Genomic DNA, 20609 nt, shown 5'->3' with positions numbered 1-20609 from the left:
GCCTGATATGGTATAATAAATCTCTATACAATGTAGAGAGCTACATATGAAACTGTAATTTTTGGGACAAGGGTGATATCTTTGCAAGACATCTACGGAATTTTATCTAATCTGAATATAAAATTAAACAAAAAGCTTTCTCATCCTTATTTGGCGAAGCATTTGCGTGCGCCGCTCATCGATGAAGATAAGCTCCTTCTTTTTCATGCAATGTTTGATGAAGCTCAAATCGATGCTGAGAAAAAAGAAAATTATATTTTAACGGCGATGCTTGTGCAAATTGCCCTTGATACCCATGACGAAGTCACAACTGCTGCAGCCATCAAACAAGACGAGTTCAAAAATCGTCAGTTGACCATCCTAGCAGGAGACTATTTCAGCGGTCTCTATTACTCTCTTCTCTCTGACATGAAAGATATTTACATGATCCGTACTCTCGCCACGGCGATCAAAGAGATTAATGAACATAAAATTAGACTATATGATCGATCCATTCAAGATGCAGCCCACTTTTATAAAAGTGTTGCTACAGTAGAATCTGCGCTATTCCAAAGAATTTCTGAGCACTTTCAATTGACGCATTGGAATGAAATTGCAAGTCGCTTCCTTGTTTATAAACGTTTTATGAAACAAGCAGAAGACGACAAACATTTAAAACTTTTTTTGAACGATAGCTATACGGACGCCTATACATGTTTTGACAACTTTGAGAGTGAAGGCTATGAAAAGGCCAAACGATCAATCAAGGAGCATCTAGTTTCATCTCCGATCGTTCAAAAAGAGCTATTAAATCGCTTGGATCATATGAAAAATGAACCTGCGTACCATCAGAAAGTGGAAGAAGGGTAAGTCATGCAGCAATCAAAAGAACAGCGAGTACACGGTGTATTTGAAAAAATTTATAAAAACTATGACCAAATGAACTCTGTCATTAGCTTTAAACAGCATAAAAAATGGCGCGATAAAACAATGAAGCTCATGAATGTTCAAAAAGGAGCCAAAGCACTAGATGTATGCTGCGGAACTGCCGATTGGACGATTGCGCTTGCAGACGCTGTTGGAGAAACAGGCGAGGTCAAAGGCCTTGACTTCAGTAAAAATATGCTGAGTGTTGGCGAAACGAAGGTGAAAACAGGCGGCTACAATCAAATTGAGCTGCTCCACGGCAATGCAATGGAGCTTCCTTTTGAGGACAACTCATTTGATTATGTCACAATCGGTTTTGGCCTTCGAAATGTCCCTGATTACTTAACAGTGCTAAAGGAAATGACACGAGTGGTAAAACCCGGTGGAATGGTTGTCTGCCTTGAAACATCACAGCCTGAGATGATTGGGTTTAAACAAGGGTATTATGTCTATTTCAAATACATCATGCCGCTCTTTGGCAAGCTGTTTGCCAAAAGCTATCAGGAGTATTCATGGCTTCAAGAATCAGCCAAAACGTTCCCTGGCATGAAAGAACTGGCGTCTCTTTTTGAAGAGGCCGGTCTGTCTGATGTCTCGTATCATCCATTTACAGGCGGTGTAGCAGCAACACATATCGGAAAGAAGCTTTGAATAAACGATATTTGGGTGAAAATAATGAAACTAAAAGCAATGATTTCTTTTCTAAATCATGATATCGATATAATTGAAAAAGAGCTTGAACAAACCGTTCGCTCTGATTATGCATTATTAAGTGAAGCCGGTCTTCATTTGCTGCAAGCGGGCGGAAAACGAATCCGCCCCGTTTTTGTTCTCCTTTCAGGCATGTTTGGTGACTATGATATTAATAAAATTAAATATGTAGCCGTAGCGCTTGAATTAATCCACATGGCATCACTTGTCCATGACGATGTCATTGATGATGCAGAACTGAGAAGAGGAAAACCGACGATTAAAGCAAAATGGGACAACAGAATTGCGATGTACACGGGGGATTACTTATTTGCAAGGTCACTCGAGTACATGACGAAAATCAATCACCCAATGGCACATGAAATTTTGTCAAAAATGGTCGTCGAGCTCTGTCTTGGGGAAATAGAACAAGTCAAAGATAAATACAACATGGACCAAAACCTTCGTACATATTTAAGAAGAATTAAACGAAAAACAGCCTTGCTTATTGCAGGTAGCTGCCAATTAGGTGCGATTGCAGCTGGAACAGATGAAAAAACACATAAAGCCCTTTACTGGTTTGGGTACTATGTTGGTATGTCGTACCAGATCATTGATGATGTCCTTGATTTTACAGCAACTGAAGAAGAATTAGGTAAACCTGTTGGTGGGGACCTTTTACAAGGAAATGTCACTCTTCCCGTTTTATATGCGCTTCAGAACCCGACGTTAGAAGGTCAGTTGAAGCTGATCAATAGTGAAACGACGGAAAAGCAGCTGAAACCTGTGATTGAACATCTCAAACAAACAGATGCGATCGACCGTTCCATTCGAGTGAGTGAAATGTATTTGAAAAAAGCATTTGAACAGCTCGATCAACTTCCGCGCGGGCGGGCTAAATCTTCATTAGCGTCGATTGCAAAATATATAGGTAAACGAAAATTCTGATCAACGTTTCGTTGATTGGTTTTTTTGTGAAATTTTTTGTCAAAAATTGATTATTATAAAAAAAAATGATACGATCACTTTGTAACAATGTAAGCCTATACATACATAACGACGGGGTGGAAAACGTATATGGACAAAACATTTCTTATGGTCAAACCTGATGGTGTGGAAAGACAATTAATCGGTGAAATTGTGTCAAGATTCGAAAAAAAGGGGCTTCAGCTTGTTGGAGCAAAGCTCATGAGCGTTCCAAAAGAAGTAGCAGAAACACATTACGGAGAGCATAAAGAAAAACCATTTTTCGGTGAATTGGTTGACTTTATTACGTCAGGACCTGTATTTGCGATGGTATGGCAAGGTGAACAAGTCGTAGACGTAACAAGGCAGATAATTGGAAAGACAAATCCGAAGGAAGCGCTTCCAGGAACAATAAGAGGCGACTATGGATTAACTGTTGGCAAAAACATTATCCATGGCTCAGACTCACCAGAAAGTGCCGAAAGAGAAATCAACCTTTTCTTTAAACAAGAAGAACTGACAAACTGGGATCAAACGATCTCAAGCTGGATTTATTAATGTTCAAGCCAAAGTGTTCATCAAATGATCACTTTGGCTTTTTTATATTGAGATTTCTATACGAATTTTCGCATGAGATGATACAAATTTATGATAAAAACAGCTATACTAGGACAAAGATAGATGAGACAGGAGAGGACATTGATGGATCAGTATCAAGTATTTGTTGGAAAATGGAAAAAACTAACTGGGGTAGATCTGAATTTATATAAAGAAGCACAAATGAAACGAAGATTAACATCTCTTTATGATAAAAAAGGATATAAAGATTTTGAGGCATTTGCGTCTGCTCTTGAAAAGGACAAAGCGCTATTAGATGAAACGATGGATCGAATGACGATCAATGTGTCAGAATTTTACCGAAACTATCAGCGCTGGGAAGTACTTGATCAAAAAATCCTGCCGCTGCTTTCAAAAAACAGCGGCACCCTAAAAATATGGAGTGCAGCTTGCTCAACTGGAGAAGAGCCGTATACACTCTCAATGTTGCTATCAAGCCATCCGCTTGTGAAGGACTTCCAAATTATTGCAACAGATATAGATGATAAAGTCCTGCAATCTGCGCAAAAAGGAAGATATCATGAACGATCTTTGCAAGAGGTGCCAGATCAAATCAAGCAAAAATATTTCACCAAAGAAGATTCTTCATTTTACACGGTGAAGGATGAGATTCGAAAGCACATTCAATTTAAGAAACACAACCTTTTAGCAGATCCATATGAAAAACAGCTGGATCTCATCGTGTGCAGAAATGTCCTCATCTACTTTACAGAAGAGGCGAAAGAAGAAATTTACTTAAAAATGAGCAGCAGTTTAAAGCAAAACGGCGTATTATTTGTTGGTTCTACAGAACAAATTTTTCACCCAGAAAAGTTTGGATTAACCTCTGCTGATACTTTCTTTTATCAAAAGAAGGGGTAGTAGCTGACTTTTTAGTAGGAAGTGTGTTATCATAGTTTTACTTAAAAGCGTTAATGCGATGAAGGGAGAATAAGTCATGAGGTACTTAACAGCAGGTGAATCACATGGTCCACAACTGACCACAATTATTGAAGGAGTTCCAGCGGGACTTTACATAGAGCAGGATGACATCAATTATGAACTGGCTAGAAGACAAAAAGGTCATGGCCGCGGAAGAAGAATGCAAATTGAAAAAGACCAAGCGAAAGTGTTAAGTGGTGTCCGCCACGGGAAAACATTAGGTTCTCCTATTGCACTTGTTGTTGAAAATAATGATTGGAAGCACTGGACAAAGGTCATGGGTGCAGAGCCGATTACTGAAGAAGAAGAGAGTGAAATGAAGCGTCAAATCTCTCGTCCAAGACCAGGGCATGCGGATTTAAATGGTGCGATTAAATATGGTCACCGTGATATGAGAAACGTATTAGAGCGCTCATCAGCACGCGAGACAACGGTTCGTGTAGCAGCAGGCGCAGTAGCGAAACAAATTTTGGCTCACCTTGGAATCAAAGTGGCTGGTCACGTCCTTGAAATTGGTGGAGTAAAAGCTTCCCATACCGCTTATGAATCTATTGAAGATTTGCAAAAAGTAACAGAAGAATCACCTGTTCGCTGCTATGACAGTGAAGCTGGTCAAAAAATGATGGATGCCATTGACGAAGCGAAGAAAAACGGCGATTCAATTGGTGGTATTGTCGAAGTCATCGTTGAAGGGATGCCAGTTGGGGTCGGCAGCTATGTGCACTATGACCGCAAACTGGATAGCAAGCTTGCAGGCGCAGTACTGAGTATCAACGCTTTTAAAGGGGTTGAATTCGGTATTGGCTTTGAGGCGGCTTCTAAAAATGGCAGTGAAGTTCATGATGAAATCATCTGGGATGAAGAAAAAGGCTATACGAGAAAAACAAACCGTTTAGGTGGTCTTGAAGGCGGAATGTCAACTGGCATGCCAATCGTCGTAAGAGGGGTTATGAAACCAATCCCAACCTTATACAAACCATTGCAAAGCGTGGATATTGAAACAAAAGAACCTTTCTCTGCAAGTATTGAGCGTTCTGACAGCTGTGCTGTTCCAGCCGCAAGTGTTGTAGCAGAAGCAGTCGTTGCATGGGAAATCGCCAATGCAGTGGTTGAGCAGTTTGGTCTTGATCAAATTGACCGCATTAAAGAAAATGTGGACAAAATGCGCCAGCTTCAGAGGGAGTTTTAATGAAAACACTGGAAGTGAAGACGTCTTCAGCCACTTATCCTGTATATATCGGTGATGGGATTAGACAAAATATCGTAGACTTGATTACTTCCACTGGGCGATCCTACACGAAGCTCTTTATCGTGACAGATTCAGCCGTCGATGCCCTTTATGGAGATGAAATGGTTCAATTACTTAAACAGAAATGGTCTGTACACAAAGTAGTGGTGCCAAACGGAGAGCAATCAAAATCTTTTGCGCAGTTTGAGCAGATTCATACGAAAGCCATCCAATTTCAACTCGACCGCTCCTCATGCATCATTGCATTAGGCGGCGGGGTGATTGGAGACTTGGCTGGCTTTGCTGCTGCCACTTATATGAGAGGCATTGATTTTATTCAAGTGCCGACCACGCTGCTTGCACATGATAGTGCAGTCGGCGGAAAAACCGGAATCAATCATCCGCTCGGCAAAAATTTAATTGGTGCGTTTCATCAACCGGCTGCTGTCATTTATGATACAAGTATGCTAGAGACACTCTCACCAATAGAGCTGAGATCAGGCTTTGCAGAAGTGATAAAACATGCACTGATTTCAAGTGAAGTCTTTTTATCAGAACTGATGTCCATTCGTTCGTTGACAGAATTATCAAAGGATGAACTGGCACATATGCTTTATCAAGGGATTCAAGTGAAAGCATCCATTGTTGAAGAAGATGAAAAAGAACAAGGTGTGCGGGCATACTTGAATTTAGGTCATACACTAGGGCATGCCATTGAAGCGGAGTATGGATACGGTGCGATCACGCATGGAGATGCCATTGCAATTGGCATGCAGTTTGCTTTATATGTCAGTGAAAAAGAGCAAGGACTCAGCCTAGATCGTGAGAAACTTAAAGTGTGGATGAAAGAACTAGGGTTCCCAGTACAAGTCACACAAACGATTTCAACCAAAACATTTGTCGATCGCATGATTGGTGATAAGAAGGCAAGAGGCGGGAGTGTTCAGTTTGTTTTGCTAAAACAAGTTGGAGACGTCACCCTGCAATCTTTCACAAAAGATGAGCTGTATCACTGGCTCGAAGAATGGAAACGGGAGGAGGGCTGTCTATGATGTTTCGCGGGATACGCGGGGCTACAACTGTGACAGAAGATACAGAAACAGAAGTGTTAACCAAAACGAAGCAGCTGCTAGAAGCGATTATTTCAAAAAATCAAGTAGATCCAGAGCGTGTCGTGCAGATCTTGATTTCAGCTACACAAGATATTCACTCTGTTTTTCCAGCAAAAGCACTCAGGCAGTTTGAAGGATGGACCTATGTGCCTGTCACTTGTATGCAAGAGCTTGACATTGATGGAGGTCTAAAGAAGTGTATTCGCGTTTTAATGACCGTTCAGACAGATGTCAAGCAGGAAGACATCCAGCACGTATACTTGGAAGAGGCTGTCACGCTTCGGCCTGATTTACAGTTGACAAAAAACAAGGAATTATAATACGATATGAACAGCCGAAGTTTACACACAGGTGTGAACGGCATTGCAAGCTTAGAGAAGATGAGAATGAGACTAGGGTAGTTGAGATGAGTAGAGTTGAGCAGAGATACGATACTTCTATTTAATCATACTGCCTAAAAGAGCGAAGCCTCTTTTAGGCTTATTTCGTATACTCAAACAAATCCTCAAGATGTCCCCTCATTCTCCTTAAATCCATTTAAGGAGTGTGCTTATGAAATCCCAATCAAATCTTACCCAATTTTTAAGAGACAGTCAGTTTTACAAAACCATCCCGATTGTTGAAACCATTACAGTTGATACGCTCTCACCTATTCAAATTGTTGAGAAACTGAAACAGGATATTGTGTATTTGCTAGAAAGCAAAGACGAATCTTCTAGCTGGTCGAGATATTCCTTTATCGGATTACATCCTTTTTTAACATTACACGACGAGCAAGACCATTATATTGCTCGTGACGCTGCGGGAAAGTCAGTGATGCAAAAAGCGGAGCTGAAAGAGTTGCTTGACTGGATGAAAGAGCAATATCAAATCAAGACACCTGAAATTGATATCCCATTTACTGGCGGAGCAGTAGGGTACTTAAGTTACGACCTCATTCCCAACATTGAGCCGTCTGTCAAGCCGCATCCGAATGCATCAACAACAGATAATTGCACATTATTTGTTTGCCAAACAATGATCGCATTTGATCACGAAACAAACCAAGTTCATTTTATTCAGTACACGCAGCTGAACGGTCATGAAACAGAGGAAGAAAAAATTCTGGTTTATCGAGAAAATCAAAAGCAGCTTGAACTGATGATACAGCAGCTTCATACAAAAATTGATATGAAAGAACTGATTATCTCAGGGAATTTGAATGAACCCCCTTCGTTTGAACAGGTGACGTCTACCTATGAAAAAGCAAAATTTTTAAAGGATGTCGAAAAAATCAAGGAGTATATTCGAGCGGGTGATATCTTCCAGGGTGTACTTTCTCAGCGTTTTGACATTCCAGTGACAGTGAGCTCATTTGAATTATATCGTGTGCTTCGGATCGTCAATCCATCACCGTATATGTATTTTATGAAATTAAAAGATCGAGACTTAGTCGGAAGCTCGCCAGAACGATTAATCCATGCGAAAAACGGACACTTAGAAATCCATCCAATTGCTGGTACAAGAAAACGAGGAATGACAAAAGAAGAAGATGATGCACTAGCAAGAGAGTTACTCGATGATGAAAAAGAAAAAGCAGAACATTACATGCTGGTGGATCTGGCTCGAAATGATGTGGGACGTGTGGCAGAATACGGCAGTGTGTCTGTCCCAACTTTTACAAAAGTCGTGAATTTTTCGCACGTCATGCACATTATTTCTATTGTGACAGGGAAGCTGAAGCAGGATACACATCCAGTAGACGCACTTATGTCCGCTTTTCCAGCAGGCACATTGACAGGCGCCCCAAAAATTAGGGCGATGCAATTATTAAACGAAATGGAGCCTGAGCCAAGAGAGACGTATGGCGGCTGTATTGCCTATATTGGTTTCGACGGCAATATCGATTCCTGTATTACTATTCGCACAATGAGCGTCAAACATCAGACTGCTTCTATACAAGCAGGTGCCGGCATTGTCGCTGATTCCGTTCCAGAAAACGAATGGGAAGAGACATGTAATAAGGCAGGAGCACTTCTAAAAGCCATTCAGCTTGCTGAACATATTTTCTCAGAAAAGGAGAGTGTGCCAAATGAATCAACGACTATCAGCTCTTGTTAATGGAGGAAAACTATCAGAAAAAGAAGCGAATGGCCTGATGCATGATATGATGAGCGGCTCGTTAACAGATGCTGAAGTCGCTGCTAGTCTATCTATTTTAGCGCATCGAGGAGAAACCGCTGAAGAAATGACCGGCTTTGTGAAAGCCATGAGGCAGCATGCAGCACCAGTAGAAAGGTCACTTGATGTTGTTGATACGTGCGGGACAGGAGGCGACGGTTTATCAACATTTAATATATCAACAGCCGCTGCCATCGTTGCTTCGGCTGCTGGGGCGAAAATCGCCAAGCACGGAAATCGTTCTGTCTCCTCTAAAAGCGGGAGTGCTGACGTGCTAGAATGTCTTGGTATTCAAATTCAATCCACACCTGAAGAAACAAGGCGGCAAATACAGCAGAAAAACATGGGCTTTTTATTTGCACCGCTCTATCATTCTTCTATGAAACAAGTAGCCACCGTACGCAAGCAGCTCGGATTTCGGACGGTATTTAACTTATTAGGACCGCTTTGCCACCCGATGCAGGCCAAAAAGCAAATCATCGGTGTGTATGCAAAGGAAAAGGCAAAGCTCATGGCGAAAGCTCTTGCTCCTTTAGAGCCAGAACATGTCCTGTTTGTTTGCGGAGATGATGGGCTGGATGAATTAACCATTACAGCAAATTCATACATCATTGAACTCAAAAAAGGTGTCATGACAGAATATACGTTAAACCCAGAAGACTTCGGACTTGAAAAAGGGAATTTATCAGACATTCAGGTCCAATCACCAGAAGAAAGCGCCAAATTGATTCAGAATATATTGAATTATCAAGCGGGTGGAGCACCGCTTCATATTACAGCTCTTAATGCTGGGGCCGCATTATATGTGGCAGGAAAAGCAGAGAGTCTGATGGCAGGCACAATGAAAGCATTAGAAACGATCAAAAACGGATCAGCTAAAGAACAATTAGCCCGTCTAAAACAAAAAACGAAAGAGGAAGAGATCTATGCTTAATCAAATTATCGCCCGTAAAAAAGAACATGTGCAAACCTTGCAATTACCTGAGGAAGGACATTATGAAAGACAATCATTTAAAGAAGCCCTTATGAATCCTCACCGCTCGATCGGACTGATTGCTGAGGTGAAAAAAGCGTCTCCTTCCAAAGGCATCATTCAGCCTCATTTTGATCCTTTACAGACAGCAAAAGCATACGAAGCATCAAATGCAGATTGTTTATCTGTCTTAACGGATGAACCGTTTTTCCAAGGGAAAAACGAATATTTGTCTCTTATTAAAGAACACATCACACGTCCTATTTTAAGAAAAGATTTCATTATTGACTCTATACAAGTAGAAGAATCGAAACGGATAGGGGCAGATGCCATTTTATTAATTGGAGAGGTGCTTGAGCCGCAAAAGCTGTATGAGCTCTATACAGAAGCGAAAGAAAAAGGACTGGATGTCCTCGTTGAAGTACATGCAGCACATACACTAGAAAAGATTTTACACCTATTCACTCCTGAGATTATCGGTGTGAACAACCGGAATCTCAATACGTTTACAACAACTGTTGAACAAACAAAAGAGATCGCGCCACTTGTTCCAAAAGACGTATTACTAGTAAGTGAAAGCGGGATAAAGACATTTGATGATCTGACCTTTGTGAAACAGCACGGAGCAAATGCCGTTCTTGTTGGTGAATCTTTAATGAGGGAACAATCACAGGAGAAAGCCGTTCAGGCATTGTTCGGAGAATGAAGGAAAGTAAGCCTTACTTAAAATATTGCGGGGCTGTCTCACAAGAGGATGTCGCATGCATCTCGCAATCTCAAGCGGATGCCATCGGTTTTATTTTTGCGCCGAGTAAAAGACGAGTTGATCCAGATCAAGTGAAACACTGGCTGTCAAAAGTAAAATGCAAAAAAGAGATAGTGGGGGTATTTGTGAATGAAAAAACACCAAAAGTGTGCGAGATCACAAACAACCTCCCCTTAGATATTGTGCAGCTTCATGGCGATGAGACGCCAGAAGATGCAAGCGACATCAAACAACAAACGAAGGCGCTCGTTTGGAAAGTGTTCCATCACGAGCCCGATGTAAACGACACACTTGAACATATGACGGCATTTGCTCCAAGTGTCGACGGCTTTCTCATTGATGCGAAAGTAAAAGGCATGAGAGGCGGTTCTGGAACAGCTTTTGCATGGGAGGCGGTGCCTTCATATGTTCAGCATGCAAAACAACTGGGAAAAACTTGCGCCATTGCTGGCGGGATCACGCCAGACACAATAATAGATCTGCTTGCTTTTGGTCCAGACGCCATAGACCTTTCAAGCGGTATAGAAGAAAACGGAAAGAAAAGCAGTACAAAGATGAAAGTGCTCGAAGAAAGGATGTTGAACCATGTACGCATATCCAAATGAGATTGGCAGATATGGAGAATTTGGAGGGAAATTCGTTCCTGAAACGCTCATGCAGCCACTAGAAGAGATCGAACAAGCTTTTCGTGAATTAAAAGAAGACCCTGCTTTTCAAAAGGAATATATATCGCTTTTGAAAAACTATTCAGGCAGACCAACTGCACTCACATACGCTGATCAATTATCGGCATATCTCGGTGGTGCTAAAATCTATTTAAAAAGAGAAGATTTAAACCATACAGGCGCTCATAAAATCAACAATGCGCTTGGGCAGGCACTGCTAGCGAAAAAAATGGGGAAATCAAATATCATCGCCGAAACAGGAGCAGGTCAGCACGGTGTAGCTGCTGCAACAGTGGCCGCAAAATTCGGTTTATCCTGCACTGTATTTATGGGAAAAGAAGATGTGGAAAGACAATCACTCAATGTGTTCCGAATGAAACTGCTCGGCGCTGAAGTCATACCTGTCACAAGCGGGAACGGAACATTAAAGGATGCAACCAATGAAGCCATCCGCTATTGGGTCCAGCATTGCAGTGACCACTTTTATATGATCGGCTCAGTCGTTGGACCTCATCCGTATCCTCAAATCGTCAGTGAATTTCAGCGGATGATCGGAGATGAGGCAAAAGCGCAGATACTTGAAAAGGAAGGGCAGCTTCCTCATAAAGTCGTTGCCTGTGTTGGCGGAGGGAGCAATGCGATAGGAATGTACCGGGCGTTCTTAGATGAAGAGGTCGATATCATTGGTGTAGAAGCTGCTGGGAAAGGAATCGACACTCCGCTTCATGCAGCGACCATCACGAAAGGGACAAAAGGTGTCATACATGGATCTTTGACATACTTGATTCAAGACGAATTTGGTCAAATTATTGAGCCTTATTCGATTTCAGCTGGATTAGACTATCCGGGGATCGGACCAGAGCATGCGTATTTGCATGCGAGCGGCCGGGTTCAATATGTGAGTGCGACAGATCAAGAAGCACTAGATGCGTTAAAGCTGCTCACAGAAAAAGAAGGAATCCTGCCAGCGATCGAATCTGCACATGCTTTAGCTAAAGCGTTTGAAATGAGCCAGAACATGAGGGAAGACGACATTGTTCTTGTCTGCTTGTCAGGCAGAGGAGATAAGGACGTGCATACATTAATGAATGTGCTTGAAAGTGAGGGTGAAACAAAATGATCACATTTCAATTAGAGCAAGGTCAGAAATTATTTATTCCATTTATTACAGCGGGTGATCCATCAGAAGAGATCACCATTGATTTAGCCCTCGCGCTTCAAGCAGCAGGGGCACATGCGATTGAACTAGGTGTTCCGTATTCCGATCCGTTAGCGGACGGCCCCGTCATTCAAAGAGCTTCTAAAAGAGCACTTCATCATGGTATGAATATCGTAAAAGCGATAGAATTAGCAGGAAAGATGAAAAAAAACGGCGTAAAAATTCCTGTAATTCTATTTACGTATTATAATCCTGTGTTACAATTAGACACAGAATACTTTTTCGCTTTACTGCGCAAAAATCATATTTCGGGACTCTTAACACCCGACTTGCCTTTTGAAGAGAGCAGCGAGCTGCAGAAGAACTGTCAAGCACACGACATTTCATATATATCACTCGTTGCACCAACAAGCAAGGAACGATTAGAAAAAATTGTAGAGCAGGCAGAAGGTTTTGTGTATTGTGTTTCATCTCTCGGCGTCACAGGTGTTAGACAATCTTTCGACGCATCGATTACAGATTTTATTCAACAAGTGAAACAGTTGAGTCAAATACCAGTTGCTGTAGGTTTTGGTATTTCAACAAGAGAACAAGTAGACTCAATGAATAAAATGAGTGATGGTGTCGTTGTCGGCAGTGCGCTTGTCAAAAAAATTGAAGAGCTTCAAGAACAATTAGTAGCAAGTGATACACGCCAAGAGGCTTTAAGAGAATTTGAAACATATGCAAAAACATTTAGTCCCCTCTATTCATTCAAATGAGGTGAAACATTTTGCAAATCAAAGATCAATTAAAACAGCTAAAACCGTATCAACCTGGGAAACCAATTGAAGAGGTCAAAAAAGAATATCAATTAGACAAAATTGTGAAATTGGCTTCAAATGAAAACCCTTTTGGATGTTCTACACATGCAAGAGAGGCCATACAAGCTGAACTTGAACATTTAGCGATTTATCCAGACGGATACAGCGCAAGTTTAAGAACGGAACTGGCTGATTTTCTTCAAGTAAATGAAAAACAATTAATATTCGGGAATGGCTCAGATGAACTTGTGCAAATTATTGCTAGGGCATTCCTTGATCAACATACAAATACGGTGATCCCATCTCCGTCATTCCCTCAATACCGTCACAATGCAGTGATTGAGCATGCAGAGATTAGAGAAGTACCACTTCTAAATGGTGGAGCTCATGATCTAAAGGGAATGCTGGATGCGATGGATGACAACACAAAAGTCGTTTGGGTGTGTAACCCGAACAATCCGACAGGAAATCATTTGTCAGAATCTGAGCTCGTATCGTTTTTAGATCAAGTGCCTGCTCACGTGCTTGTCGTTCTAGATGAAGCATATTTTGAATATGTTCGCGCGGAAGACTTTCCGAACAGTTTATCTCTATTAAAAGCCTATCAAAATGTCATTGTACTGCGCACGTTCTCTAAAGCATATGGACTTGCGGCACTTCGAGTAGGTTATGGGGTTGCCTCAGAGGAGTTGATTACCGCCATTGAACCTGCGAGAGAGCCCTTTAATACAAGTCGTATCGCTCAGGCAGCTGCACGTGCAGCCATTAAAGATCAAGACTTCATTCAATCGTGCAGACAAAAAAATGAAGCAGGTCTTAAACAATATCAAGAATTTGCAGACCGTTTTGGATTGTTTATCTATCCATCTCAAACAAACTTTGTGCTGATTGATTTTAAAAGAGACGCAGATGAGCTGTTCAATGCACTTTTGAAAAAGGGCTATATCGTTCGATCTGGTCAAGCTCTCGGATTCCCAACTTCTTTACGTATTACTGTTGGAACAAAGGAGCAAAATGAAGAAATCCTAACTACACTTGCCGATTTATTACAAGGCATTCGTGCGTAGCATAACAATGAAGTCATATCCTGTTTATGGGATATGGCTTTCGTTGTAACTCATCCAATATACATATAAGCTATTGAAACAGCTTGTTTAATTTACGCGAAAAATCAGGTGATGAACATGAATGAAGCAAACGAAACCATATTAATCGCTGGGCTCGGTTTAATTGGTGGTTCTATTGCACTGTCGATTAAAAAAGAATTTCCACATAAAAAAATTGTAGGCTATGATGTCTCTAAAGAACAAATGATTGCTGCAACAAAACTAGGAATCATCGACGTGACTGCCGAGTCCTTGATGGAAGGCTTAAAAGCATCAGCAACGATTATTTTGGCAACGCCAGTACAACAAACCGTCAAAATGTTAAGTGATATTGCGGCATCTGGTATTGAAAGAGAGCTCACGATTACAGATGTAGGGAGCACAAAGCAAAAGGTCGTTCATTTTGCTGAAAAAACGTTGCCTGATCATTACCAATTTATTGGTGGGCATCCGATGGCAGGGTCTCATAAGTCAGGTGTTATTGCAGCGAAAGACTTTTTATTTGAAAATGCATTCTACATTTTAACGCCAGCAAAGGTAACAAGTCGTCAGGCTGTTGACCGTTTGAAGGATCTACTGAAGGGAACCAATGCTCATTTCATTGAAATGACACCCGAAGAACATGATGCTGTGACAAGTGTGATTAGTCACTTTCCACACATCGTCGCTGCCAGTCTTGTGCATCAAGCGCATCATTTTGAAGAAGAATTTCCTCTTGTAAAACGGTTTGCTGCTGGAGGCTTTCGAGATATTACCCGTATTGCATCAAGTAATCCTGCAATGTGGCGCGATATCCTTTTGCACAATAAAAACAAGATTTTAGACCGATTTCATGAATGGAAAAAAGAGATTGACCGCATTGAATCCTTTGTGCAACAAGAAGATGCTGAGGGGTTATTCTCTTATTTCCAAGAGGCCAAGGAATATCGCGACGGCCTGCCTCTGAGGAAAAAAGGAGCGATCCCTGCTTTTTATGATCTTTATGTCGATGTGCCGGATCATCCTGGTGTTATTTCGGAAATTACAGGATATCTAGCAAATGAAAACATCAGTATTACAAATATCCGTATTATTGAAACGCGAGAAGACATTAACGGGATTTTACGCATTAGTTTTCAAACAGATGACGATCGAAAGCGGGCAGAACTCTGTATAAAAAATAGAGCAAATTACGATACATTTTATGCTGATTGAGGTGAGGAACATGAAAATTCATAAAAGTGCTCCTATGAATGGAGAAATTCATATTCCAGGAGATAAATCCATTTCTCATAGATCTGTGATGTTTGGCGCTATTGCTGACGGGACTACAGTAGTAAAAAATTTTCTTCCTGGCGCTGATTGTTTAAGCACGATTGATTGTTTTAGAAAAATGGGTGTCGACATCGAACAAAAAGGTACAGATGTTGTCATTCATGGTAAGGGACTAAAAGGACTTAAAGAGCCGAGCGATATTCTCGATGTTGGTAACTCTGGCACGACCATTCGTTTAATGATGGGAATCTTGGCTGGCTGTGAGTTCCACAGTACGCTGATTGGAGACGAAAGTATTGCCAAAAGACCGATGAAACGGGTAACAGGTCCGCTAAGACAATTGGGAGCCAAGATCGATGGCAGAGCAAATGGCGAGTATACACCGCTTTCTATACGTGGGGGCAATTTAAAAGCTATCTCTTATGAGTCTCCAGTTGCCAGTGCCCAGATTAAGTCGGCTGTCCTTCTAGCTGGACTGCATGCAGAAGGAACAACGACGTTAACTGAACCGCATAAATCAAGAGACCATACCGAAAGAATGTTATCAATGTTTGGTGTCTCGCTACATGAAGATGCACAAAGTGTTTCAATTGAAGGTGGACAAACGTTAAAAGCAACAGATGTATTTGTCCCTGGAGATATTTCTTCCGCTGCATTTTTCTTAGTGGCTGGATCTATCGTTCCAAACAGCCGGATTGTATTGAGAAATGTCGGTTTGAACAAAACGAGAACTGGTATTATAGATGTGCTAAAACAAATGGGTGCAGACCTCGACATTCAAGAAGTGGATGCTAAAGGCGGAGAACCGTACGGTGATTTAACGATCTCTACCTCTTCATTAAAAGGGATCGACATTTCAGGTGATATGATCTCTAGACTGATCGACGAAATTCCTATTATTGCGCTCCTAGCTACTCAAGCAGAAGGAACAACGATCATTAAAGATGCTGCTGAATTAAAAGTGAAAGAAACCAATCGTATTGATACAGTCGTTTCAGAACTTAAAAAACTAGGTGCTCATATTGAAGCAACAGATGATGGAATGAAGATTCATGGTAAAACGAGCCTTAAAGGCGGCGCAGTCGTCTCAAGCTACGGAGATCATCGAATTGGTATGATGTTAGGAATTGCGGCATGTATAACAGAGCAAGCAATCGAGATTGAAGATACAGATGCAGTACGTGTATCTTACCCAAATTTCTTTGAACACATTGAATACTTAACGCAAACAGTCTGAGGATTTCCTCAGGCTTTTTCTTTCCTTTTGCATATTTGAAAGAACTATAGCATAGCTTGTCTCAAGGTGAAACCTTGAAAAAGAGCATTTTGCTGATTCAAAAACAATTTTTTAGCGTATTCGGTTTACAAATCATCAGTTTAGTAAAGTATTGATTGAAAAAGAGTCTTCAATACACAAAAATGGTTTCATGTTAAAAGAGCAACATATTTGCTGGATATGCAGCTGTCGATTATGATATGAAGTAACAACAGTTTAGGTTTTTGGAAACAGAAAGGAACGGTTTGATTTGAATAGTTCATTACAAGAAGCCATAAAATTAGTTGAGGCGGGTGAGACTGAAAAGGGACTCCAAACACTTGCTCAAGCAGAGAAGCATCTTCATGATGAAGAAAAAGCGCAGGCAGCTCAGTTATATTATGACTGGGGAGATATTGATAAAGCACGGAATCTCATTAGTGATTTACATGATTTATATCCAGAAGAAACAGGATTAACCTGTTTTTATGCAGAGCTGTTAATAGACTCTGATGAAGAAGAGAAGGCAATAGCAGTTCTTGAAACGATTCCTGAAGATGACGATGCGTATCCAGAGAGTTTATTGTTAATGGCAGATTTGTATCAAATGCAAGGACTATTTGAAGTTAGTGAACAAAAGCTTTTAAAAGCGAAAGAGTTACTACCTCATGAAGCCGTCATTGATTTTGCTTTAGGGGAATTGTATTTTTCTCAAGGTCTTTCAAAGAAAGCATCCGACTATTTCTACAAAGTGGCCGATCAACAAAATGAAATTGGTGGTGTCAATGTATATCAGCGGCTCGCTGAATCATTAAGCACAGCTGGAGAATTTGAAGATGCCCTTGAATGGTATGAAAAGGCTGTAAAGGATCAAGTGGATCCAAATACACTTTTTGGCTACGGATTTACAGCGATGAGGGCTGGCAGAACGAAAACGGCTATTCAGCAGCTCTCTGAACTAAAAGATATTGATCCTTCGTATTCGTCACTTTATATGCCTTTAGCCAAAAGCTATGAGGAAGAAGGACTATATCATGAAGCCTTAGAGATAGTAAAAGAAGGAATTAAAGTGGATGAGTATAACAAAGAGTTATATTTATATGGGGCAAAGATTGATTTGAAAAATGGCCATTCGGAAGATGCGAAAAAATTGCTTCAAGAAGCACTTGCTCTTGATCCAGGATATATTGAAGCGGTTCAAACGCTGCTTGCGATCTATTTAAATGAAGAGCTGTTTGATGAAATTCTGGATGTGATTAAAGAGGTTAAAAGCTTTGGGGAAGAAGATCCAAAATGGAATTGGTATGCTGCTTCTGCTTCTGTCGGACGAGAAGAATACGATGAAGCCGCTGAGTATTTCAAACTTGCTCTGCCTGATTTTGATGAGGAACGTGACTTTTTATATGAATATGCTTCGTTCCTTTTAGAAGAAGGCAGACAAAAAGAAGCTTTGCCGTTATTACGAAAAGTTCTTCAGAAAGATGGCACGAATGAAGAAATTGAAGAAACGATTTTAAGAATTGAAGACGAAATTTCCTTATAGTTTGCAGGAATGAAGAACTGGTTTGTTGAATAATTCATGTATAGCAATTTAATTTACGATAGAGGAGGGAATAACATGCAGACCCCTGTTTCTGTCAATGAAAAGAAGGAATTTATCCGGTGGTTCTTAAACCATTATCAATTAAAGCGAAGAGAGTGTGTTTGGATATTAAATTATTTAATGAGTCACGACTCTTTGATGGAAAAGGTTCATTTTGTAGAGCAAGCAGAATTTTGCCCAAGGGGAATTATTATGTCAACACACTGTGTGGATGAAGTTCCCTTTAGATTTTATAAAGAAAATATCATGACGACAGATGCAGAAAAATCATTTCATGATATTCGTTTGAATAAACAGCAAGATTTGTTTATTCAATTGAATTTCCGATCTGCATATCGTTCGCCGGAATATGCCGCTGTACTTGAAACAAATCCTCATATTCCTAAAGATCTTTATGAAAATGAAAAAGATAAAGATCTTGCTGAGAAAGTGCTAGAGCATTCTATCGCTACTTTCCAAAAAGAACGGCTGATGAAAGAAATCGATGAAGCGCTTGACCGTCATGATCAAGAAACATTTAATAAGTTAGCAAAAGAATTAAGCCTATTATCATAAACCAAGCCAATAAGCCTTGCCCTATACAGGCAGGGCTTATGTGATGAAAGAGGGGAACTAGATGAAGTTTCAGGCGGAGGACGCGGATCTCTTTTTACAATCTAAAGATTACATTGATACCGCTATCATTCCATTAGTTGGGATAAATGCAAGCCATATCAAACAAACCGTGTCTTTAGGTGAGTTTACAATGCTTGTGGCAGAGGATCTTGAAAGGCAACTGAAAGGCAGAGTGTTTCTTTTTCCTCCATATACATATTTAGAAGTAAATAATCGTAAGCAAGAAGACATACTTGCACTAAAACAATCATTGCAAGAACATTTTCAGCATGTTGTGTTTATCACATCTGATAACAAATGGAAAGAACAGCTAGAAGTGAGCGAATCGGCATTTATATTGCAGTCTGTTCCGCTTGAGCATTTAAAGGTCAATTTAAAGCAAAAAGTCATTCAAGACAGTGTAGAACAAATTTTGAACTTTTTGTTACAAAAATGGAACCCGTCATAAAAACCCTTACATTTGCATTGTACATAGCTTTTTAGGCTGTTGACCTTGTGAATAGATTGATATATTATGAGGGTGTCCTAGTTTTATGAAATTTTTTCTAATTCAGTTATAAAGTAGCTGACGACCTGAGGGGGGGAGAAAAAAATGAGCGAGAAGAGACATGGAGTGTCCAGGCGTCAATTTTTGAATTACACGTTGACCGGCGTGGGGGGATTTATGGCCGCTGGAATGCTCATGCCTATGGTTCGCTTTGCGCTTGACCCTGTGCTAAAAGGAACAGAGGATCAGGATATGGTTCAAGTTGTCAGTGTAGATGAACTGACAAAAGAACCGAAGCGCTTTGACTTTAAAATTGATCAAGTAGATGCATGGTATGAGTCAAAGGAATCTAGGTCTGCATGGGTGTACAAAGAAGGGGATGAAATTGTCGCTTTATCGCCAATCTGTAAACATTTAGGATGTACAGTGAACTGGAACAGTGATCCGAAAAATCCAAACAAATTTTTCTGCCCATGCCATTATGGGCTGTACGACAAGGATGGTACAAACGTACCCGGAACTCCACCGCTTGCTCCGCTTGACCATTATAAGCAGCAAGTGAAGGACGGATACCTCTATCTTGGAAAAGCTGTGCCGAAAGGGGAAGGGTAACGATGCTTAACAAGATTTACGATTGGGTAGATGAGCGGCTGGACATCACACCGATATGGAGAGACATTGCGGATCATGAAGTGCCTGAGCACGTCAATCCAGCACATCATTTCTCTGCTTTTGTGTATTGTTTTGGCGGTTTAACGTTTTTTGTGACGGTCATTCAAGTCCTTTCGGGCATGTTTTTAACGATGTATTATGTACCGGATATTAAAAACGCATGGGAATCTGTCTATTATTTGCAAAATGAAGTGGCATTTGGACAGATTGTAAGAGGGATGCACCACTGGGGTGCGAGTCTAGTCATTGTTATGATGTTTTTACATACGCTGAGGGTCTTTTTCCAAGGGGCGTATAAAAAGCCTAGAGAGCTAAACTGGATTGTCGGTGTGCTCATTTTCTTTGTGATGCTTGGACTTGGTTTTACAGGATATCTTTTACCGTGGGATATGAAGGCGCTATTTGCGACGAAGGTTGGTCTTCAAATTGCAGAGGCGACACCTTTCATTGGGAAAGAGATTAAAACGTTGCTTGCAGGTCATCCTGACATTGTAGGTGCACAAACGCTGACGAGATTTTTCGCTATCCATGTCTTTTTCTTGCCAGCGGCATTATTTGGGCTGATGGCTGCCCACTTTATTATGATTCGTAAGCAAGGAATTTCTGGACCGCTTTAAAATTTTGCGTTTGATGAATGTTCAATGAGGAGG

At 40.8% G+C, this 20609-nt stretch carries 22 protein-coding genes; all 22 read left to right on the top strand.

All coding sequences use genetic code 11. The features are described 5' to 3' along the window. Nucleotides 1-81: 81 nt before the first annotated feature. Nucleotides 82-849: a heptaprenyl diphosphate synthase component 1 gene (locus NSQ52_RS10525; RefSeq protein ID WP_024718505.1), complete on the top strand. Its 768-nt coding sequence runs from the start codon at nucleotides 82-84 to the stop codon at nucleotides 847-849. Between the two features lie 3 nt (nucleotides 850-852). Beyond that, nucleotides 853-1557, top strand: a complete 705-nt coding sequence (locus tag NSQ52_RS10520) for a demethylmenaquinone methyltransferase (RefSeq protein ID WP_007500957.1) — start codon at nucleotides 853-855, stop codon at nucleotides 1555-1557. 24 nt (nucleotides 1558-1581) lie between these two features. Next, a complete protein-coding gene (hepT, locus tag NSQ52_RS10515) occupies nucleotides 1582-2544 on the top strand; it encodes a heptaprenyl diphosphate synthase component II (protein ID WP_024718506.1) in 963 nt (320 codons plus the stop codon). Between the two features lie 129 nt (nucleotides 2545-2673). Beyond that, the gene (gene ndk, locus NSQ52_RS10510) at nucleotides 2674-3120 is read left to right on the top strand and encodes a nucleoside-diphosphate kinase (protein ID WP_057079346.1); all 447 of its coding nucleotides are present in this window, start codon (nucleotides 2674-2676) and stop codon (nucleotides 3118-3120) included. A gap of 144 nt (nucleotides 3121-3264) precedes the next feature. Then, a complete protein-coding gene (locus NSQ52_RS10505) occupies nucleotides 3265-4041 on the top strand; it encodes a protein-glutamate O-methyltransferase CheR (protein ID WP_008344547.1) in 777 nt (258 codons plus the stop codon). A 76-nt stretch (nucleotides 4042-4117) separates the two neighbouring features. Next, nucleotides 4118-5290, top strand: coding sequence for a chorismate synthase (aroC, locus tag NSQ52_RS10500; RefSeq protein ID WP_007500947.1), 1173 nt, complete (start codon nucleotides 4118-4120; stop codon nucleotides 5288-5290). Continuing rightward, nucleotides 5290-6381: a 3-dehydroquinate synthase gene (gene aroB / locus NSQ52_RS10495; RefSeq protein ID WP_144665713.1), complete on the top strand. Its 1092-nt coding sequence runs from the start codon at nucleotides 5290-5292 to the stop codon at nucleotides 6379-6381. Before aroC ends, aroB begins: the two co-directional genes overlap by 1 nt. Then, nucleotides 6378-6761: a chorismate mutase gene (gene aroH / locus NSQ52_RS10490; RefSeq protein ID WP_008344549.1), complete on the top strand. Its 384-nt coding sequence runs from the start codon at nucleotides 6378-6380 to the stop codon at nucleotides 6759-6761. Before aroB ends, aroH begins: the two co-directional genes overlap by 4 nt. 232 nt (nucleotides 6762-6993) lie before the next feature. Further along, nucleotides 6994-8541 (top strand): anthranilate synthase component I, encoded by a 1548-nt coding sequence (gene trpE / locus NSQ52_RS10485; protein ID WP_138278682.1) that lies wholly within the window; start codon nucleotides 6994-6996, stop codon nucleotides 8539-8541. Then, a complete protein-coding gene (gene trpD, locus NSQ52_RS10480) occupies nucleotides 8513-9535 on the top strand; it encodes an anthranilate phosphoribosyltransferase (RefSeq protein ID WP_061419494.1) in 1023 nt (340 codons plus the stop codon). The genes trpE and trpD overlap by 29 nt, the downstream gene beginning before the upstream one ends. After that, nucleotides 9528-10280 carry an indole-3-glycerol phosphate synthase TrpC gene (trpC, locus tag NSQ52_RS10475; protein WP_024718509.1) on the top strand — a complete coding sequence of 251 codons (753 nt, stop codon included), beginning with the start codon at nucleotides 9528-9530 and terminating at the stop codon, nucleotides 10278-10280. Before trpD ends, trpC begins: the two co-directional genes overlap by 8 nt. Next, nucleotides 10277-10945 (top strand): phosphoribosylanthranilate isomerase, encoded by a 669-nt coding sequence (locus tag NSQ52_RS10470; protein WP_249855681.1) that lies wholly within the window; start codon nucleotides 10277-10279, stop codon nucleotides 10943-10945. The genes trpC and NSQ52_RS10470 overlap by 4 nt, the downstream gene beginning before the upstream one ends. Then, nucleotides 10926-12125 (top strand): tryptophan synthase subunit beta, encoded by a 1200-nt coding sequence (trpB, locus tag NSQ52_RS10465; RefSeq protein WP_142155373.1) that lies wholly within the window; start codon nucleotides 10926-10928, stop codon nucleotides 12123-12125. Before NSQ52_RS10470 ends, trpB begins: the two co-directional genes overlap by 20 nt. Next, nucleotides 12122-12925: a tryptophan synthase subunit alpha gene (gene trpA, locus NSQ52_RS10460; RefSeq protein WP_017359752.1), complete on the top strand. Its 804-nt coding sequence runs from the start codon at nucleotides 12122-12124 to the stop codon at nucleotides 12923-12925. Before trpB ends, trpA begins: the two co-directional genes overlap by 4 nt. A gap of 11 nt (nucleotides 12926-12936) precedes the next feature. Beyond that, nucleotides 12937-14034: a histidinol-phosphate transaminase gene (hisC, locus tag NSQ52_RS10455; RefSeq protein ID WP_342467417.1), complete on the top strand. Its 1098-nt coding sequence runs from the start codon at nucleotides 12937-12939 to the stop codon at nucleotides 14032-14034. Nucleotides 14035-14151: 117 nt separating this feature from the next. After that, nucleotides 14152-15267 carry a prephenate dehydrogenase gene (locus tag NSQ52_RS10450; protein WP_282745211.1) on the top strand — a complete coding sequence of 372 codons (1116 nt, stop codon included), beginning with the start codon at nucleotides 14152-14154 and terminating at the stop codon, nucleotides 15265-15267. Nucleotides 15268-15277: 10 nt separating this feature from the next. Beyond that, nucleotides 15278-16564 carry a 3-phosphoshikimate 1-carboxyvinyltransferase gene (gene aroA / locus NSQ52_RS10445; protein WP_342473314.1) on the top strand — a complete coding sequence of 429 codons (1287 nt, stop codon included), beginning with the start codon at nucleotides 15278-15280 and terminating at the stop codon, nucleotides 16562-16564. Nucleotides 16565-16853: 289 nt separating this feature from the next. Continuing rightward, nucleotides 16854-18125, top strand: a complete 1272-nt coding sequence (locus NSQ52_RS10440; RefSeq protein ID WP_268373056.1) for a tetratricopeptide repeat protein — start codon at nucleotides 16854-16856, stop codon at nucleotides 18123-18125. Nucleotides 18126-18200: 75 nt separating this feature from the next. After that, nucleotides 18201-18740 (top strand): ReoY family proteolytic degradation factor, encoded by a 540-nt coding sequence (locus NSQ52_RS10435; RefSeq protein ID WP_008344562.1) that lies wholly within the window; start codon nucleotides 18201-18203, stop codon nucleotides 18738-18740. Between the two features lie 61 nt (nucleotides 18741-18801). After that, a complete protein-coding gene (locus tag NSQ52_RS10430) occupies nucleotides 18802-19248 on the top strand; it encodes a YpiF family protein (protein WP_024718515.1) in 447 nt (148 codons plus the stop codon). A gap of 144 nt (nucleotides 19249-19392) precedes the next feature. Further along, nucleotides 19393-19899 carry a ubiquinol-cytochrome c reductase iron-sulfur subunit gene (locus NSQ52_RS10425; protein ID WP_007500911.1) on the top strand — a complete coding sequence of 169 codons (507 nt, stop codon included), beginning with the start codon at nucleotides 19393-19395 and terminating at the stop codon, nucleotides 19897-19899. A gap of 2 nt (nucleotides 19900-19901) precedes the next feature. Continuing rightward, nucleotides 19902-20576: a menaquinol-cytochrome c reductase cytochrome b subunit gene (gene qcrB / locus NSQ52_RS10420; RefSeq protein ID WP_003215804.1), complete on the top strand. Its 675-nt coding sequence runs from the start codon at nucleotides 19902-19904 to the stop codon at nucleotides 20574-20576. Nucleotides 20577-20609 lie beyond the last annotated feature (33 nt).

It is taken from the genome of Bacillus sp. FSL W8-1141 (assembly GCF_038593205.1).
GTDB classification, from domain to species: Bacteria; Bacillota; Bacilli; order Bacillales; family Bacillaceae; genus Bacillus; species Bacillus altitudinis.
Note: the sequence above shows the minus strand (reverse complement) of the source record. Positions and strands in the feature narration are given on the sequence as shown.

Excerpts from the sequence above, each read along its gene's own strand:
- NSQ52_RS10520 (WP_007500957.1), top strand. The coding sequence starts at position 853 with ATGCAGCAATCAAAAGAACAGCGAGTACACGGTGTATTTGAAAAAATT.
- hepT (WP_024718506.1), top strand. The coding sequence starts at position 1,582 with ATGAAACTAAAAGCAATGATTTCTTTTCTAAATCATGATATCGATATA.
- ndk (WP_057079346.1), top strand. The coding sequence starts at position 2,674 with ATGGACAAAACATTTCTTATGGTCAAACCTGATGGTGTGGAAAGACAA.
- NSQ52_RS10505 (WP_008344547.1), top strand. The coding sequence starts at position 3,265 with ATGGATCAGTATCAAGTATTTGTTGGAAAATGGAAAAAACTAACTGGG.
- aroC (WP_007500947.1), top strand. The coding sequence starts at position 4,118 with ATGAGGTACTTAACAGCAGGTGAATCACATGGTCCACAACTGACCACA.
- aroB (WP_144665713.1), top strand. The coding sequence starts at position 5,290 with ATGAAAACACTGGAAGTGAAGACGTCTTCAGCCACTTATCCTGTATAT.
- aroH (WP_008344549.1), top strand. The coding sequence starts at position 6,378 with ATGATGTTTCGCGGGATACGCGGGGCTACAACTGTGACAGAAGATACA.
- trpE (WP_138278682.1), top strand. The coding sequence starts at position 6,994 with ATGAAATCCCAATCAAATCTTACCCAATTTTTAAGAGACAGTCAGTTT.
- trpD (WP_061419494.1), top strand. The coding sequence starts at position 8,513 with ATGAATCAACGACTATCAGCTCTTGTTAATGGAGGAAAACTATCAGAA.
- trpC (WP_024718509.1), top strand. The coding sequence starts at position 9,528 with ATGCTTAATCAAATTATCGCCCGTAAAAAAGAACATGTGCAAACCTTG.
- NSQ52_RS10470 (WP_249855681.1), top strand. The coding sequence starts at position 10,277 with ATGAAGGAAAGTAAGCCTTACTTAAAATATTGCGGGGCTGTCTCACAA.
- trpB (WP_142155373.1), top strand. The coding sequence starts at position 10,926 with ATGTACGCATATCCAAATGAGATTGGCAGATATGGAGAATTTGGAGGG.
- trpA (WP_017359752.1), top strand. The coding sequence starts at position 12,122 with ATGATCACATTTCAATTAGAGCAAGGTCAGAAATTATTTATTCCATTT.
- NSQ52_RS10450 (WP_282745211.1), top strand. The coding sequence starts at position 14,152 with ATGAATGAAGCAAACGAAACCATATTAATCGCTGGGCTCGGTTTAATT.
- aroA (WP_342473314.1), top strand. The coding sequence starts at position 15,278 with ATGAAAATTCATAAAAGTGCTCCTATGAATGGAGAAATTCATATTCCA.
- NSQ52_RS10435 (WP_008344562.1), top strand. The coding sequence starts at position 18,201 with ATGCAGACCCCTGTTTCTGTCAATGAAAAGAAGGAATTTATCCGGTGG.
- NSQ52_RS10430 (WP_024718515.1), top strand. The coding sequence starts at position 18,802 with ATGAAGTTTCAGGCGGAGGACGCGGATCTCTTTTTACAATCTAAAGAT.
- NSQ52_RS10425 (WP_007500911.1), top strand. The coding sequence starts at position 19,393 with ATGAGCGAGAAGAGACATGGAGTGTCCAGGCGTCAATTTTTGAATTAC.
- qcrB (WP_003215804.1), top strand. The coding sequence starts at position 19,902 with ATGCTTAACAAGATTTACGATTGGGTAGATGAGCGGCTGGACATCACA.